This window comes from Agaribacter flavus, assembly GCF_042646125.1.
Lineage (GTDB): Bacteria > Pseudomonadota > Gammaproteobacteria > Enterobacterales > Alteromonadaceae > Glaciecola > Glaciecola flavus.
Window position 1 is genome coordinate 191,418 of record NZ_JBHRSW010000047.1, and the last position, 18,379, is coordinate 209,796.

Here is an 18,379-nt window from a genome sequence, read left to right on the forward strand (position 1 = left end):
ATTGGCTTTATACTGCCAGTGTGTTTGTTTTACCGAAAATCTGCGGCATGTCAGGCTCAACATCATTGCTATCAGAGAATGATGTGGCGGGTACACCGGCAGCATTTAGCATGTTTTTAAATAGATTGGACAAATGCACATCGTCAGAGTACTTGTGATAACTACCGTGTTTTAAGCCCATATTTTTACCCCCAGCCAAGATCAACGGGTAATTCCGCGCATTGTGCGTTGTGCTACAAGCACTGCCATACAGAATTTGCGTATTGTCGAGTAGGGAGCCAAATTCATCATGCGTGTTTTTCATCTGCTCAACAAAATAACTAAAATGACCGGCTAGCCACTGATCATATAGTCCCCATTCTGTCCAATGTCCAGTTGTTTTGTCATGACTAATTGCATGGTGGCCTTTTTTGATCCCCAAAGATAAACGCGGATATGCGTCACCTAAACCCATGCCGTCTTCTCTAGACACCATGTAGGAGACGACTTCTGTCATATCTACTTTAAATGCCAATACAATTAAATCGTACATCGAGCGAATGTAGGCTTGAGGGTCTATTTTGGCGTCCACCATTAGATCAAGGTGGTCAACTGAGAAGTCTTTGAGGGGGATATCTAGCCAAGCCTCGTTGCGTTGTATCTGTTCTTCCAGTGAATTTAATGCGCTCATGTGTTCGTCTAAGCGATACCGGTCGTTTTGCCCTAATTTGCTTTGCAAACGCTTTGAGTCTTCTAATACTAAATCGACGATTTTTTTGCGTCGAACAAGGCTTTTTCGACGTTCGATACTGACGTTTTTACCGTCTTGGGTAAAGTAACGCTCAAAAATTTTACGGTGGTCATGTTCTGAAGGAATAGCTGCGCCACGGCTGTCAAACGACAAGGTGGAGGCACGAGATTTAAACCCGACCCCACCATCAGCAGACAGCACTAGCGAGGGGAAACGGTTATCAATTTTTTTCACGGCAGCGGCGTACTGATCAACAGAGATAGTATTGTTATAGTCGGTGCGAACATCACCGCCTGTTAAAAAGGTGTCTCCAGCAATATGACCGAGTAAACTGCGTGATCGCGGGTGACTTAGGCCGCCAATTATCGAGATGTCGGCGCGATGCGGCTCCATTGACTCAAGTACTTTTGTAAATTGGTAGTTTTCACCCTCTCCATTAGGAAACCAGTGCCAATCCTTATATTCAGAATCTAAACCCGGTAAGCCCACACCGTTTGGTACGTATACAAACGCCATTCTTTTGGGAGGCGTACTTCGCTGTCCAAGTTGTGGCGTAGACGCCATGCATTCTAAATAAGGTAAGCAGGCAGCCACGCCTAGACCTTTTAAAAAGCTGCGGCGATGAAGGCGAAAAGGTTTGACTCGAGCCATTAACTTGCTCCTTTACTATTTAAGAAAGATGGGCTGTTGATGACATGTTTAAATGCGCTTTTCATGCCGTACTCATCTTGTTTAACTTTATTTAAAATTGCTTGAATTTCATCTTCGTCGTGAAAACTCACGTCTTTCCCCAAGGCATAACTAAAGAGGTGTTTGATGAAAGATAAGGCTACTTGGTCTGGTTGTTTTGAGAGCAAATAGGCTTTAATGTCAGATACACCGTCCACTACTGTGCCATCTGGCAACGTTGAACTGGCATCAATGGCAAGTGTTTTATAGTGGCTGCGATACCGACCAACAGCATCATATTTTTCGAACACAACACCAAAGGGATCTATCTTGGCGTGACAATCTCGACAAGATTCTTTATCACGATGTTTTTCAAGCTGTTGTTTTAGCGTGAGCTTTTCAAATCCTGGTGTTTCCGGATCCAAATCAGGTACATTGGGAGGAGGCGGCGGCGGCTCATCACCAAGAATTTTTTCTTTTAACCATACAGCACGTTTTACCGGATGACTGTGGACGCCATCAGCGTGACCCGTTAAGAAAGCACCTTGTGACAATAATCCGCCCCTTTGGATACGAGGAGAGTCTGAGCTGTTTTCGTTGCTCTCGTCTATCAGTGAGACCGCTCTAAACTCATGTCCAACTACCCCGTCAATACCATAAAACTCGGCTAGATTCTGATTGAGCATAGCAAAGTCCGAATCAATCATATTGAGCATGCTCATGTCACCCTGAATTAGCTTTTTGAGAAAGTAAGTGGTTTCACTAAACATGTCTTGTTTTACAAATCGTGTGTAATCTGGAAAAGTTTCGACGTCGACACTTTGCAGTTGCTGTCTGTCTAAACGTAACCACTCCTCGCTGAATACTTCTATAAAGCGCATGAGCTTTTCATCGTCCGCTAGCATTCTATTGATTTGTGCATTCAGTTGTTCAGATAAACGTCCTTGCTTGGCTAAGTTTAGTAGTTCCTGATCGGGTGGTGAGTTCCATAAAAAATAGGACAAACGGTTAGCAAGTGCATACTCATCTAAACCAATGCTGGTTTGACTGGCGTGTGCGCTTGCTATGCCCTTAAAGGTTTCTCCGACAAAATTTATCGTCGCGCTAAGTAAGCTTTGCGGCGTATCACTTTCTTTTGCATCGTTTTCATCGGCGATTAAGGTATTCGCTTGCTCGGATTGTGGCTCAACCAAAAACAAGAAATTAGGTGAGCTTAAGACGGCCACGAGCGTTTCTTTTATACCCTCTTCAAAGGTAGGGAAATCATCTTTGACGGTGTGCCATAGCGTCATGTAGGGATCGATATCGTCTTTACTAACAGGACGGCGAAATGCACGCTCTGTAAATTGTGTGATAACTTCTCTGGCGTACGCTTCACTTCCATCTGGGGCAGACGAGGTGATAAAGATTTGCTGATGAGATTGCGTTGGCCATTGTTCAAAGTAGGGCGCTTCAAATTCAATGTATTCGATATCTAAAACTGAACCTTTGTCTTCGTTTTTCTTAATTTTGTCATCATTCCAAAGGCCAACTTTCATGCTACTGCTGGTAATATGGTCACCGACAGTACCGTGGAAAGGTATCGGCAAATTCTCCAATCGCCCTTTAAATGTATATATCTTTGAAGCTTCAGAGTCGACAAGAGCGGATTGTGCGAAGGTTTTGTAATCCATACCATCGTCAGTTCGTGTGCCAATATAAGGCGTGATGACGGGGTTGGCTGAGTCATCGATATTGTTCTCAAAGTAGTCTAAGGGGTAATCCTTAGCAATGGGATGAGACGTATCTAACTTGGTGGCGACAACATGGCTAAATCCAGGAAAGTGTTGATCGCCAGTAATCGTGATATTGTGCCAACGCCCAGTCATAAATGTATGTGCAAAGCTGGTAGCCACGAGCTCGCCTACTTTCGCTTTACCTGTAGGTTTGAGCGTAACAGTCATCTTTTTCAAGGGTTTTACTTGAATTTTTATTTGCGCTTGTGTGCCTGGGGCAAGTTCGGGATGGACTAGATCAAATTGATACAAATTGCCCAGCTCGTCATCCAATAAAATTGAACCCGATGCTTTTACCGCTTCTGTCTTTCCATTGTTCAACAGCAGTTCTTTGGACTCACCTGCGATTGACAAGCCTTCGACCTGGACAAAACGACTGACACCGGCTGCGACTTGAGACAACTCGCCTTCAGACAAAGAATCTGCTAATTGACCCTCTTTAATTGTGACCAGAGCCGGATACTCGTTAGATGGCATGATCGAGCTGATTGTTTTAGCAAAGCTGTTTCCTTTTGCGGCTTTAACCCTGACAACAAAGTCGCCTTCTCGGGGATACTGATCTTTAATCTGCATAGATAAATTGGGGGATGGGCCATGCCATGCACCAAATTGACCATCTGCGGTAGTATCGACGTGAGGTTTTGCAGAATAAAGCGACATCTTATCGTCATGCAAAAGAAAACGACGTTGATCTGAGCCACGCATACTGGCGCTAAAATAGGGTTTTATTGCTTCAAATTCATCTGTTGTGTCGTTAAACGGTGCGGGTCTAACAATGAAATCCTCAGGGTCGACGGGCGTGTCGAGGTAGCCAGTTGATTTGGTTCCATTTTCACCCATTCCTTTGTTTCGACCAAAGCTCATACGATAGTGGTGAATTTGAGGTTTGTCGCCAATATTAATTGCCTTGTCTAAAGCTTGTCTGGCGATAGATTCAAACGTTTCTAAGTGTAAGGTCGAACTCTGTAGCAGTTCACCACTGTTGCTGAAACCCATAGCCGAAAGAGGATCACTAGGTAATGCAGCGCCAAAATCAATATCCAGCCCAAGTAATTCCTGCAAAGTATTAGTATATTGTTCTCTTGTTAACCTTCGCATAACCAACTGGCTATCGCCTTTTTTGGCTTCTTTGGCTAACTTAATACCCTCTGTCATCCAATCGACAATGACCCTTCGGTCTTCGTCACTCGGTTGATATTTTTTCTTGGGTGGCATTTCACCAGAGTTAATCATGTCCAGTGCTGCATGCCAGTGGGGCGCATCAATGCCGTTTACAAAATCAGGGTTAAGGTTATCCAGTCTGACGTTGCCTTTTTGGCTGTCGGGACCGTGGCAATCGAAACACGCTTTTTCCAGTATTGGTCGTACAGTGTCGGTGTAATGGCTGTCATTAACGGCAGCGATGTTGATCGTGTCATCTTCTTTGTGCAATAGAGATTTTATGGGCTGTGGAGCAAAACGAGTCAGATAAGTTTCGCCGTGAACAAGGTTGCCACCTGCGTGTGCAGCAATAAAGATACTCAGTGCAAGGCTAGTACTCAATACGACTTGGGTTTTGCGTATGCCCAAGTTGCTTTGCTGAGCGTAATTGTGGGCTTTAGCGGTGCAAAATAAAGCAAGTAAAGCAACTGTGGTACCTGCCAACATATGCAGTCTTACTTCTTGGAAGTGATAACCTTCATTTGCCGCCAGCAAAATACCCAAGGTTACCGTGCAGACTGCACTGATGGCTCCCAGCCACCACAAAGGCATGACCGCCACGCGATATTTTTCATACTTCTTGGTGCTACTTAGCAACCACACAATCGGCGCGATAAGCAGTAGAGTCACAGGAAAATGCAATACCAGCACGTGGAAACGCCCAAAGAAACGCAATATGCCATCGCCTGCTTGACCGTCAAATTCAACCAACAGCGCAGTGGCCAACAGTGCTACCGCTAGTAATACCAACGACAAGGGTATTTTTTGACTAAATTTATTTATCATGTTTCCTCAAGACCATTATCCTCACACCAGACGAATCATTCCGTTTTGATAAGTGCTCGCATGTTCAGTGACGTATTACAGAGTATTGTCGTTTATTATTAAAGTGTTTCGCATTTATGTTAAATAAAATTACTATTTAGTTAATTCGTGTAACAAATCTGAGCTTGCAGATTTTTTTTGGAGAGTAGCCGAGTTTCTTTTTCTTTTCTGTGACTCGGGATCTTAGCTTGCATTTTTGCTCTAGTTTTACCCGCACACGACTTAGTCATTCACAAGATGTCATTTTGTTGTCATTTTTATCGCCGACTATAGCCTGCTACAAGTTTAAACAGACAAGAAACGGCAGTGCTTGTTATGAAATCCTCCTTTTCTCCTTCATTTTTATTCACGCCTTCATTGCGAAATTACGTGAGAAAGCTTGTACAGCGAGACTGTGATATTGATGACGTGTTGCAAGAGACATATATTAAGATGTCGTCGGCAACCACGCCCATAGAGCATCCTCAAGGATATGCAAAAAAAGTGGCGCGCAATATCGCGTTTGATATGCATCGTTGTGAGGCTAATATGCCAGAAGCGATGCCACACGAACCGAGCTGCCACAAAACCAATTTGGATAAGGTGATGCATGAAACGCAGCGCATAGAGCTGTATCAATCACTCATTTCTGCGATGCCAAAGCTCAGACAAGAGGTGTTTATTAGGTACCGCGTAGAGGGGCAAGATAAAAAACACATTGCTAAGGTACTCAATATTTCAGTTGATAGTGTAGATAAACATATTTCTCGAGCCATGCATTGCTTAAAGTCAGAAATGGCGAAGCTAATGCCGGCTGACAATAAGGGGGAGTAAAAAATGGACAACGATAAAAAAAACACCCCATCCGCCAAAACAGATAGCTTAGAGCAAGATATTTGGCATGACCCAGCATTGCATCAAGCGCTCACGCAAATAAGAGACGCTCAGGCACCTCGCCAGCACAAGCGCATGGCATTTTGGTATACCGGGATGGCAGCATGCCTTCTATTAGCCGTTGTATTATTCAACAAAACACCAAGCACCTCCGAGTTGACTGTAGCGAAGGCCAAAGTCGAGCCTCTTTACTATTCCACTGCGTCGGCAGAACAGCGTGCCTTTGAATTGAGTGACGGTTCGAGTATTCGTTTAAATGCGAGTACAAAAATTACCGTTGCTTTATCAGATACTCAACGTCTTGTGTCGTTTGATGAAGGTGAGGCATATTTTGACGTACAACATAAGCCTGAAACGCCATTTCAGATCCGTTCTTTTTATGGTGAGATTCACGTTGTCGGCACCGAGTTCAATGTTGAGCAAAGCAAACAAGGTTTGCGGGTATCAGTATATGAGGGGGTGGTGGAAGTTATAAACAGGCACGGTGAGCTGATTGTATTAACGCAAGGTCAGCGCGTTTCACTGGATACCTTAGGCCAATTTGAAGAAAAGACACGTTTTGACGAGGCTGCCCCTGTAGATTGGCAACATGGTTTGTTAAATGCCCAGAGCATACCGCTTCAGTTAGTGGTTGAGCGTTTAAATCGCTATTCGCACAAACCGCTTTATTTAGCCCCAGAACTCAACACAAAAAAGGTGACAGGATCATTTATGTTACGCGATGTACCTGCTAGCGTGCGTTTAATAAGTGAGCTATACAACTTAAAAATCAATGAAAACAAAGACAATATATATCTAAGTGCGTTGTAAAAACATGAGCAAGGTACTCTACTTTGTTGTGTTGGCGGGCATGCTTGTGGCAGTCGCCTCATTTGTGCCTGTACAGGCAAAGTCTGGTGAAGATTTTGACGGCGATTTGCCGTCCCAGTCAGTTGACTTGCCAGCTTCAACCTTAACGGATCTTATTCCCATTCTCGCTGATCTTTTTGACACAGCAATTGTGGCTGATGCAAGCCTAATTGAGGATATCACTACGCCTGCTATTAGTGGTCGGTATCCCTTACACACTTTATTGCAAGTCATATTAAGTTCGACGTCTATAGACATAAAGTTGATCGCAAATGGCGTCGTGCTTAAGCCAAAAGTGAGAAAAGGGGTGGTCAATGTAGTGGAAGTAGAAAAAAAAGAAAATATTGAAAGAATGGAAGTGCGAGGCAATAGGACAAGCGCCGATTATACTGCAAATACTCACGCTTGGAGCAGCAGTTTTTCTGGGGAATTCGCCAAACGACAAGCAGCAAATGATATTCTCAGTTCAGTCAATCGTTCGGCGCTTGTCGCTTCGCCGACCGCCAACCTCGCTGACACATTTGGTTATTTATCGGGGATCACTATTTCCCGCGATTTTGGAGAGGGCTTGAGTGTCAGTGTAAGGGGAGTCGGGCCTAGTTATCAGACAACTTTACTCAATGGACATACTTTGGCTGTTAATGAGAATGTGCGAGACAGTGGTCAATTTGGACGCGCGTTTCGATTTGATGTATTGCCTGTTCAACATATTCAAGCGATTGAGTTAGTCAAGTCGCCAAAAGTCGATGCCGCGGCGAGTGGGATTGGCGCAACAATTTCCATGCAAAGCATACGGCCTTTGTCTATGAAGAAACAACTCACTGAACTTAGTGTGGGTATTGAAGGAGATGAAAAGGGCAAAGTTGAGTCGCCCAGAATATGGGGTTTAAAAAGTTGGGTAAGTGCTAACAAACAGTTTGGCTTGCTTGTATCTGCTAGTAGCTTTAGCCGAGACATTCGTCAAGATCACTTTCAAACATGGAACTGGGAGCCAAATGGAAATAGCTACTTTTTGGATGGCGTGGGTGAAGACGTCTTGATACCAAGCAATAGAATAGCAGTAACCATCGAGAACGAAAACAGAGATCATGATAGCCAATCTTTTTCTTTTCAGTGGCGACCAAGTGAATATTTTAGTTTAGATGCAGATCATTTCTATTCGTCATTAACCAGCCACTACACCGAGCAACGTTGGCTTGCTCGGCTGGATACAGCAGCATCATCTCCTAGTGATTTTATTGTCGAAAACGGCAGTTTGGTAGCGGCATCTTTTGACAGTATTGTGTTGCGCTCAGCGTTGGATACCTCCAAGCAAATTCATAGTAACAGCACGAGTATGCTCTCTGTCACGGTAAACCAAAACGCGTGGCGTTTATTGTTGTCTGTAGCCGATACTTCAGCTATCAGTAAAACGGCGAGTCTAATTGAGCGAACGCGCATTGAGGTTGAGCCGCGCCCTTTTTCTTATTCCTTATTAGGTGGCTTAGATGCGGATGTATCTTTTGCGCCAAGCCCTTTTCCTAACTTAGTTGCTGATGCTGCATATATAGAACATGCAAGTTCAAGAAGTATTCGTTCTTCAGACAAAGGGACATCACTAGTCAGTAAGGCCGAGCTTTTGCTGAACGAGCACTACCTAGATAGACTTAGCTTTGGCGTAGATTGGCGAGACAAACATCGACAATACCGTCGTCGGGATTTTGCAGCAGATGCTGAGCGACTAGCAGACATTTCGTTTATGCCTTCCTTTGTTGAGACCATAACGCCGAGGAATTTTTTATCTGACGATTTTTTAGCAGAGTTACCTAGCGTTTGGCAAGTACCTAGTGCTAGCTTGAGTAGAACAATATTGAGTGATTTTGATGATACACAAGCTAGCTTGGCTGATTTGGGGCGTAGTTACGCTATTCAAGAAAGTGTGTTAGGTGCTTTTTTTCAAGGGGATGCATCGTATATGTCACCCATGCCGATTGATTTGAGTGTCGGTCTTCGTTGGCAATATTGGGAATCCTTTGTGACTGGTGTTGAGCCTCAAGTTAGTCTCCAAACTCCGGTATTTCGGCAAAATAATACCGCTAGAAGTTATTGGTTACCGAGTGTAAACATGCGTGTGGAATTGAGTGAAGATGCATTGCTAAAATTTTCTGCGAGTCATTCTCTTGCCTTTCCAAGCTATTCTGATCTCCAACCGGGCTTGTCTTTAAATACGACGGAAGGCGTGCGTCTAGCGTCGGGGGGTAATCCTGAACTGAAACCAATTGAGTCCCGCAACATAGAGCTGCACTGGCTCTGGTCTGGTCATAGTGATGTAAACGTGTCTTTCGGTGGATTTTTGCGAGCCTTATCGGGTTTTGTTGCCATTGAAAGCGAAACAATCAATATTTTTGACGAGCCATACCTTTTATCAAGACCCGAGAATAGCCGAGATTTCTCGACTTATGGTGCAGAGGCTGATATGCAGATTCGACTATCAGCTAGTACCTTATTAAACATGAGTGGGACGTGGCTAGCTAAAGGAGGCATAGAGCAACAAGTTGAGTTGGTTCCAGACTGGAATTTTAAGGCACAACTTGTCTATGAAAACCATAGCTTAAGTGCGAGGGTCGGGCTTGATATTCAAAGCGAATTACTTTTTACGGAAAATGGTGCACCAGTGCCTGATACAAACCTTGCCAAACAACGTTATTTGCGTGCAGATTTAGCATATTGGCTATCAGACTCAGTCAAATTTACCCTCAGTGCAAAAAATTTGCTGTCGGCGCCTCTTCGTTATTATTTTGAACATTCAGGCGGGCAAACTCTAAAAGAATTGGAATTGGTGGGCGCTAATCTCGCGGTCAATTTGAGCGTGAAGATCTAGATTTACCTAATTTCTTGAGTCATCACCAATCCTAGCTGCAATGCGAGTTGCCGCTATGTCACTAAATTGTCACAAAAAATAATGTCCTAAAAGCTTTTTCTCATTCGTCTTCTTAGCAACAACTTAATAGGAGACATCTAATGAAAAAAAGTTTTTACCTTTCTACGCTTAGTTTTGCCATTGGCTCAATTATCGCGACCAACGCTTTAGCACAAACTGCATCAACAGAGAGTGATGAAGTTGTTGAAAAAATTCTGGTCTTAGGCTCGTACTCGAGTAGCTTGATTCGAGCCATGGATCTCAAGCGATCCGCCGATACGGTGACCGATGCGATTTCTGCTGAGGACATTGGAAAGTTTCCTTCGGAGAACGTAGCTGAAGCCTTGCAACTTGTGCCCGGAGTACAAATAGATCGCAACAGAGGCGAAGGACTTGGGGTGAGTGTGCGTGGCCTTGGTCCAACATTTCAAATTGCGCAATTAAATGGAAGAAGTATTGCCGTAAATGAAAACGTGGAAAACAGCGGACAAAATGGACGCCAGTTTCGTTATGACATACTGCCTTCCTCACTTATTTCTGGGCTTGAAGTGGTGAAGTCGCCGAGTGCCAAGATGGAAGAAGGGGCGATTGGTGGTCTAGTTAATATCCAAACGTTTAAACCTTTTCAACTGGGTACATCAGGTTCAATCACCGTATCTGCCAGTCAGTCAGACTTAGCGGACAGCACCGATCCAAAAGTATCAGGCCTGTATAGCTGGACAAACGATGACAAGTCCCTAGGCTTTTTACTCTCTGGTGCTTATTCACAGAGAGATCTTCGTCAAGATAGAGTGTTTACATTTAATTGGATCCAAGGTGCACTCTCTGCTGAAGAAGGCGAATCGCAATCATTGGAAGAGGTGTTTGCACCACAGAGAAATCGCCCCACACTCGAACGCCAAGAAAGAACACGTCAATCGATTGCATCAAGTATCCAGTGGAAAGCAAATGATGTTCACGAACTTAACATCGATCTCTTGTACTCCAAGTTTAATGTGGCCTTTGATGAAATAGGGATAGATATTGAATTGGGCGGCAGCGTGGCTAACCCAATTGTAGAAGGAAATTCCTTAGTCGCTGGTACTGCCTTGGATACCAACTTACAACTTTCTCGAGAAAGTTCTGATTCAGAGCATGACTCCTTTAGTTTGGGTATAAATAATGTTTGGGACATGGAAGATTGGCGCGTGGCTGTTGATCTTAGTACCTCACTTGCTAATAGTGAGACCGTCGCGCCTATTCGACGCACGCGTATTCGTCTGAATGACCAAGCGGTAGGTTTTGACTATCGAGCAGGTTTTAATGATGCACCCGCCTTTAGCTTTCCCGTTGATATTACCGACAGCAGTATATTTCCGGGTAGACGCATTGAATATCGTACTATTGCAGTTGAGGACACAGACAATGCTTTAAAACTCGATTTTGAGTGTTACCTGTCTGGGCTAATTTCTTCTGTTGAATTTGGTTTACACTACCGTCATCGCCAACGCGAGTACAACAGGCGTGATATCAGAGTCTCGGATGGGATCAGTGGCGAGTTTTTTGGCAGTGAATTTTTTGAGGCGTTTCCAGTCAGTGATTTTGCGAGTCAAGTCAGCGCAAACTACCCGAGTGTTTGGGCGGTACCGAATGAAAGTAGCTTTTTTGATCGATTCTTTACACCTGACTTGATCAACAACCCACTTACGGCAGGCGACCAAAGAAACTCATACATAGTGGAAGAGACTATTTCGGCTGCATATGTACTTCTTAACTTTGAAGAAGAGAGTGATTTACCCTTTTTCGGTAACATCGGTCTACGGGTCGTCAACTCTGAGCAATCACCCTCAGGCACAAGTATCATTGACGGCGCACCGCAAGCGGTAGATTTCGAGACTGATTACGTAGAAGTTCTACCTAGTGCCAACTTAAATTTAGAGTTGTCAGAGGAGTGGTTGCTTCGCACGGCTTTTGCCAAAGTGTTGACTAGACCGTCTTTACCCGATCTTCGTCCAGGCTTGACGTTTAGCACCGATTCGCCCACCGCTAGAGGTGGAAACCCTCTTTTAGAACCTTATGAAGCGCTGCAATACGATGTTTCGGCTGAGTATTACTTTAGCGAAGCTGGCTATGTGTCGATGGGGTATTTTTATAAAGACATCAGTACCTTTATTTCAACTCAGGCACAGCTTTTAGATGTAGAAGGTACCGAAGTAATATTGAGTGCCCCGTCAAATACGGGTAAAGGTGACATATCCGGTTTGGAAATCGCCTATCAACAAGTATTTGAAGGCTTACCATCACCGTTCAATGGTTTGGGTATTCAAGCCAATTACACATTTGTTGAAAGTGAAGTAGAAGTATCACAAGACGGACAGCTCGTCGCACAACCCATTGCAGGCTTGTCAGAAAATAGCGTTAACGTTGTTGCGTTTTACGAATATGGCAACTTTGGCGCACGAGTCGGCTACAACTGGCGAGATGACTTTTTGGTGAGTAATGGTGTGGGCGCTGTATCTGATCAATTTCAAGACGCATTTGGCACTGTAGACAGCAGTATTTTTTACGATATCTCTGAAAGCATACGTGTACAATTTGAAGCCGTTAATATTACCGACGAATCGATAAAAACGTACTTTGATGAACGTATTCGTGGCGGCCGAATCGATCACTACGGGCGACGTTTCTCATTAGGAGTAAGCGCTAAGTTTTAGTGATGAGGGTGGCGCTCATTGAGTGCCACCCGTATACTTATCCGCAACTACAAAGGTGTATTTGAGAACAAAAATTGGTGAAATCTGTCACAGATTATGATGTTGTTGTGCTTGGGGCAGGAGCTGCGGGTTTATTTTGCGCGATAGAAGCCGGTAAACGAGGTCGCAAAGTAGCGGTGATAGACCATGCCAAACGTCTGGGCGGCAAAATTTTGATGTCTGGTGGTGGGCGTTGTAATTTTACCAATATGTTCGCATCACACGAAAACTTCTTATCTCAAAATCCACACTTTTGTAAATCGGCTTTGAGCCGTTATACACAATGGGATTTTATTGGCCTCGTCAACGACTATGGCATTGCCTATCACGAGAAAACCTTAGGGCAGTTGTTTTGCGATAATAGCGCTAAAGACATTGTCGATATGTTACTCGCCGAATGCAAAAAAGCGCAGGTAAACATCATTAACCGTTGTGAGTTTGTTTCACTCGAAGTCAACGAAAACGGCTATAAAGTTGATACTGCCATGGGTACTTTTTGTTGCGAAAGTTTTGTGGTGGCAACTGGCGGTTTGAGTATGCCAAAGTTGGGTGCCACGCCGATTGGCTATAAAATTGCTGAGCAGTTTGACCTAGACATTGTTCCCACACGCGCTGCCCTTGTGCCCTTTACCTTGCACGAGGCCGACAAGCAAGTACTGGCTGAGTTAAGTGGCATTTCGGTAGATGCCAGTGCAAGCTGCAATCACACCACTTTTAACGAAAGCATGTTATTTACTCATAGAGGATTGAGCGGACCAGCGGTATTGCAGATATCGTCTTTTTGGCAAGCAGGTGACAGTGTTCACTTTGATTTATCACCAAATCAAAATCTACAAGCGATACTTGACGAAGCGCAAAAGGCCCACCCAAATTCCCAGCTTTCAAGTGTGTTGAGCCATCACTACCCGAAACGCTTGGTGCAAACACTACTGCATTATTTTCAAATCAAAAACAAAGCCATCAAACAGTACAACCAAAAAGAGCTAAGCGAAGTTGTGTACAGCTTTCACGATTGGCAGGTTAAACCCAATGGCACAGAAGGTTACCGAACGGCAGAAGTCACTTTGGGAGGCGTGAATACCGATGCTTTGTCTTCTAAAACCATGGAGTGCAAAAGCCAAAAAGGGCTGTACTTTGTCGGTGAAGTGATGGATGTGACCGGCTGGCTTGGCGGCTATAATTTTCAATGGGCATGGAGTAGCGGCTGGTGTGCAGGGCAGGTGGTTTGAAATAGTGGCTCAGAATGAAAACAGATACTTTCAGAACTAAACAGGCACTATTGTTTATTAAATAGATACAATCTTGGCTTGTCGCAAGTAAAGACGTGTTATTGTCTATAGAATAGCTGCCGCAACTTACAGTTTTATGTTAATGCTGCTGTGTTGCGGTTTTCAACGCATGAATTTGCTCAGGGCTAAAGCCATTGCGCAGTAGCTCAAAGTCACGGTAATCTATACTTGCTTTACCGCCTCGTCCCACTACCTTATAAATACTGCCACTGGCTGTTTTAAGTAAACCTTCCTTGGGGGTTATTTCAACCAACTTTGAGGTGCAAATATAATCGCCTTCTATAAATCGGAACGACATATCTTCAATACATACGCCCCAAAGTACTTTACCTATGGAATTTTCGCCCTCCAATACACTCACGATTTGCCAATTTTTTACGATAGTTTCCATAACTCAGCCTCAATAAACCTAGACAGGCCAATCATAGGAAATCACTGGTTAAAAACATATTGAAAGCGTGGATCTAATCCTGACTTTTTAATAAGTAGTCTTCTAAACTACTAATTATAAAACAGTTAAAGTGTCATTCCTGCGCCATTAAACTTCAGCCACTTTTTGGCTTCATCATAATCTGGCATCACTTTTTCTATCGTACGCCAAAATTTGGGAGAGTGATTTTTGTCTTCTAAATGCGCAAGTTCATGAACTATAACGTAGTCCAACACACTTAAAGGTAACATGGCACACTTCCAATGAAGGTTTATTGCTCCTTTCGAAGTGCATGATCCCCAGCGGTTTTGTAACTCCATAACTCGAATACTGGCAGGTTTCAGTTTCATTTTTGGCTGATAGAGCTTAAGCCTTTCATTTAAGCGCTGCTGCAATTTCGTTTTGTAAAAGTTCTTAAAGTGATCAGGGGCATTAGCAACTTCTGAATCTAACAACTTAAACTGTCCATAATGGAAAGTGAGAGGCTCTAATTGGTCTTTCACTAGTTGCAGACGGTAGTTTCTGCCAAAATATAAAAAACTTTCTCCGTTAACATACTCTCGATGTATTCGAGTTCTGTTAAGGTCCTCCCACTCGGCTAGGCTTTTATATATCCAGCTTCTTTTAGACTCTATGATTTGTTCAATTTTCTCAACATCAAACGGTGATGGCGCTATTACTAAAACAGTACCATCACGTTCAATATAAATACTTGTTGTCTTCCTATCACTTTTCTTCAGTTGGTAGCTGATATCCTTATATGTGCTGACATTTAAAGTATCTGCCACTAATTACCATCCTGTTGTTTTCTGTTAGACAAAATATCTAGCTCTCTTCTTTTGGCTAGATTCAATAACTCTGTTGTCACTAGCTCAAAGGATTCTTCTAGTGCCGGAATGTCACTCAAAATAAATACTTCTTGGATTTTACCTTCAAGTTCATCAACCATATTAGGGCGATCCCAGAAGTTTAAACCTTCAATTTTGTCAGCCATTATTTCTAGTATTTGTTCAACAATACTCTTAACGGCTTCCATCTCACTTGGCTGGCAAGAACCATCAAATGCCAACTCAATGATTAGATCAGTAAACGGATCTCCAGCAGATGTATCATCACCTCTACCTTCATCAATTTCCTCTCTTAATGTTTCCAAGTGAAGCAGCATCTGATCCCACTGCTTATTATACTTCTTAAGAATATCATCCAGCTTTTCACTGAAGCGTTTATACATTACAGGGTCATCAGCTTCATTCACTTTACAATGCTTACGAATAGCATGTTCCATTTCACTAGCCGCAGCACGATCATCCTTATGCTCTTTTAAGGTGGTAATGAATTTGTCTGAGAATAACTCTACAGGTGGCACCTTAGGGTTTATACCTAGGCTAATTAGATGTTCACTAACTAGCTTGCGAACTTTTTCACCAGCACCAGCAATATTGATAGAGTCATCTTTATACCGCTCTCTTGCTTTAGCCTGTAGATGACTAAATTGATACATAGGTATTTTGTATGGATGTGCCAGCTTGTTTGGCAAGATAATATCCATACTTTGCATGAATTTCTTTAGATAAACATTAAAGCTATCGCGAGTTTTAATATCCTCTAATGCTTGAATGACTGACTCAGTAACTTTGTATCTTTCAATATCTGAAGATAACTTCTGTTGAACGAGATTTTCTATTTGTGAGATATCTTTATCTTCAAATAGTTGAATTAACTGCCTATAACGGCTTTGAAGTACAGGCATTTCAGACTCAACCGATTTAAACGTGTCTAAAATATCTTTTTGATCTTTGCCTGAGTATAGCGATAGCGCTTCTTTTAGATTCTCAGTTAACCCTATGTAATCGACAACATACCCAACTGTTTTGCCGGGATATGTTCTGTTAACACGGGCTATTGTTTGCAGTAAGTTATGTTCTTTTAGCTTCTTATCGATGTACATAACCTGTTCAATGGGCGCATCAAAACCAGTAAGAAGCATGTCACAAACTATGAGAAATCCGATGCCTGTATCTGGCTTGTCGTAATCAAATTTCTTCTTAAAGTTTTCCACCGCATTACGTTTACGAGACTCGTTTCTAGCAGCAACGAATGAAGCCTTTTCATTCGTTCCATCAGAAGAAATGACAACCATAGCATCTAAAAACTCGACCTGTTTGAGCAGCTCTATATCCTGTTCTTCTGTAGGCTTTTGCTTTTCCTCTTCTGCCCAGTCATTAAGCGCTTTTCTAATAAACGTTTGGTAGTGCAATGCCGCTTGCTTTGAAGAACAAACAACCTGAGCTTTATAGCCACTAGGCAATACTTTTTGTATATAGTGCTTAACAAGGTCGTTAGATATTTCTTCAATACGATCTTCAGCTTCTAATATATCGCCAGTTGCACCATATTTTTTGCGGATTGCGGCTATTTCTTCTTCGGTTCTGTCTTTAAATAAGTTTTCAAATTTTGTATCAAAACCATGTTTATCATAGATTGCTGAGTCGGCTGTTTTGCCCTCGTACAATATTTGCAGAGTAGCACCATCATCTACGGCATCTTGAAGTTTGTATTCATCAATATATGGTTCATCAGGGTTATTGCCAAAGCGTTTCCAAGTTGGATCGTTGTGGTGGTCGGCAATTAAAGGAGTACCAGTAAAAGCCAAGCGAGTTGCATTGGGGAATGCATCGAACATATTGTCCGACAAGCTGGCTTTATCTTGCCCTGTTTTCTGTGTTCGGTGTGCTTCATCAATCATGATAAGCACTTTCTCTGATGAATTAACCTCACCAAAGCTTTCAAATAGCTTCACAACATTGTCCTTGTCAGCTTCAGAAGAATAATCAGAAGAGGGTTCTGCAACAAATTTACCTAAAGCCTCATTTAAATAATCTGGTGTATTGCTGTTATCTGCTTCTCTAAATTTATGCACCATCACCATATTCAGAGTTGAGCGATCATCACACAGCTCTGTTTTAACTTCATCACTGCTTGAAATGCGATAAACCTTTTCGCCTGTTAAATCAGCCGTTTCACCAAGCTGTTTGTCTAGGTCTTTACGGTCATTGACCATCAATACTTTGTAATCTTTCAAGTCTTCGGTACTACGCATTTTGCGCACTAAAAAGACCATTGTTAGTGACTTGCCGCTACCTTGTGTATGCCAAACGACACCAGAACGATCATCACTTGTCTCGCCAGTTCTAATTCGTTGAATAATCTTATTAACCGCACGATATTGCTGATAACGAGCAACAACCTTTATGCGTTGCTTTCCTGCATCCATGAATAATGTAAAGTTATTCGTAATGTCTATCAGGTTTCTTGGGTGCAACATACCTTGAACAAGGGTTTCTTGTTTACGATGTTTCCCTGTCGTGGGGTCTACATAAGGAGTATCATCAGGGTAAATTGTTTTCCAATTAAAATAATACTCTTCTGTTGATGTAACTGTACCGAACTTGGCGTTGTCACCATATGTACCAACCATTAATTGATTGGTATAAAAAAGCTTTTCTTCCCCTTCAATCAGTTGAGAGCCTTCAGGCTCCCTTAGATCGGCATATCGCCTTAATTGCTCTATTGCTTGATTCATTGGGTCTGACGTAAAGCTATTTACATCTTTACATTCAATAACAACAAGCGGAAGGCCATTAACAAACAATACAACATCAGGAATGATGCACTCTTTAACGCCAGCAGGGGTATCAATACGAAACTGATTTATTGCAACAAATCGGTTGGCCTTCCAATTATCAAAATCAATAATGTTAACCGTAGGGTTCTGCTCACCAGTTACGGTGTTCTCATCTACCTGCCATTTTTTGATTCGCTCCATAAACTCTTGATTGTTTTCAAGCAGACTCTTAACACCAAAATCAGTAAAGTCTTCATAAAGTCCATCTATTTGTGAATCAGTTAACCAGCATTGCCCATCAATAGTGTTGAGTGTGCTTACAGCCTTTATGAATTCCTGCTTGATTACAATTTCTCTAAAGTTTTCTCGGAGGCTAATTTCAGGATTTGTAGGAGTAACATTTTGCGGATGCTCTATAATCAGCCATTCCATAGCAGCCAGTTGATTCAATAATGGCTTTTCTACAAATTGATATTCAGACAT

10 protein-coding genes are annotated in these 18,379 nt (G+C 42.7%); 5 read left to right on the plus strand and 5 right to left on the minus strand.

Going from position 1 to position 18,379, the window contains the following annotated elements; translation table 11 throughout:
* Window positions 1–7: 7 nt before the first annotated feature.
* Both ACFOHL_RS16535 and ACFOHL_RS16540 read right to left on the minus strand, forming a co-directional pair.
* The gene (locus ACFOHL_RS16535; protein WP_376921345.1) at window positions 8–1,381 is read right to left on the minus strand and encodes a DUF1552 domain-containing protein; all 1,374 of its coding nucleotides are present in this window, start codon (window positions 1,379–1,381) and stop codon (window positions 8–10) included.
* Entirely contained in the window at window positions 1,381–5,160 is a 3,780-nt protein-coding gene (locus ACFOHL_RS16540; protein ID WP_376921346.1) for a DUF1592 domain-containing protein, read from the minus strand. Before ACFOHL_RS16540 ends, ACFOHL_RS16535 begins: the two co-directional genes overlap by 1 nt.
* Window positions 5,161–5,514: 354 nt before the next feature.
* Between ACFOHL_RS16540 and ACFOHL_RS16545 the strand changes: the two genes are divergently transcribed.
* The 5 genes from ACFOHL_RS16545 to ACFOHL_RS16565 all read left to right on the plus strand — a co-directional run bounded on the left by ACFOHL_RS16545 (window position 5,515) and on the right by ACFOHL_RS16565 (window position 13,781).
* Window positions 5,515–6,012, plus strand: coding sequence for an RNA polymerase sigma factor (locus tag ACFOHL_RS16545; protein ID WP_376921347.1), 498 nt, complete (start codon window positions 5,515–5,517; stop codon window positions 6,010–6,012).
* A gap of 3 nt (window positions 6,013–6,015) precedes the next feature.
* Entirely contained in the window at window positions 6,016–6,882 is an 867-nt protein-coding gene (locus ACFOHL_RS16550) for a FecR family protein (RefSeq protein ID WP_376921348.1), read from the plus strand.
* 4 nt (window positions 6,883–6,886) lie between these two features.
* Window positions 6,887–9,781 carry a TonB-dependent receptor gene (locus tag ACFOHL_RS16555; protein ID WP_376921349.1) on the plus strand — a complete coding sequence of 965 codons (2,895 nt, stop codon included), beginning with the start codon at window positions 6,887–6,889 and terminating at the stop codon, window positions 9,779–9,781.
* Window positions 9,782–9,921: 140 nt separating this feature from the next.
* The gene (locus tag ACFOHL_RS16560) at window positions 9,922–12,513 is read left to right on the plus strand and encodes a TonB-dependent receptor (RefSeq protein WP_376921350.1); all 2,592 of its coding nucleotides are present in this window, start codon (window positions 9,922–9,924) and stop codon (window positions 12,511–12,513) included.
* A gap of 77 nt (window positions 12,514–12,590) precedes the next feature.
* The gene (locus ACFOHL_RS16565) at window positions 12,591–13,781 is read left to right on the plus strand and encodes a BaiN/RdsA family NAD(P)/FAD-dependent oxidoreductase (protein ID WP_376921351.1); all 1,191 of its coding nucleotides are present in this window, start codon (window positions 12,591–12,593) and stop codon (window positions 13,779–13,781) included.
* Between the two features lie 139 nt (window positions 13,782–13,920).
* Here the strand turns inward: ACFOHL_RS16565 and ACFOHL_RS16570 are convergent, their stop codons facing one another.
* The 3 genes from ACFOHL_RS16570 to ACFOHL_RS16580 form a co-directional block, all read right to left on the minus strand.
* Window positions 13,921–14,232, minus strand: coding sequence for a hypothetical protein (locus ACFOHL_RS16570; RefSeq protein WP_376921352.1), 312 nt, complete (start codon window positions 14,230–14,232; stop codon window positions 13,921–13,923).
* Between the two features lie 125 nt (window positions 14,233–14,357).
* Window positions 14,358–15,059 (minus strand): M48 family metallopeptidase, encoded by a 702-nt coding sequence (locus tag ACFOHL_RS16575; protein WP_376921353.1) that lies wholly within the window; start codon window positions 15,057–15,059, stop codon window positions 14,358–14,360.
* The gene (locus ACFOHL_RS16580) at window positions 15,059–18,379 is read right to left on the minus strand and encodes a type I restriction endonuclease subunit R (protein WP_376921354.1); all 3,321 of its coding nucleotides are present in this window, start codon (window positions 18,377–18,379) and stop codon (window positions 15,059–15,061) included. The genes ACFOHL_RS16575 and ACFOHL_RS16580 overlap by 1 nt, the downstream gene beginning before the upstream one ends.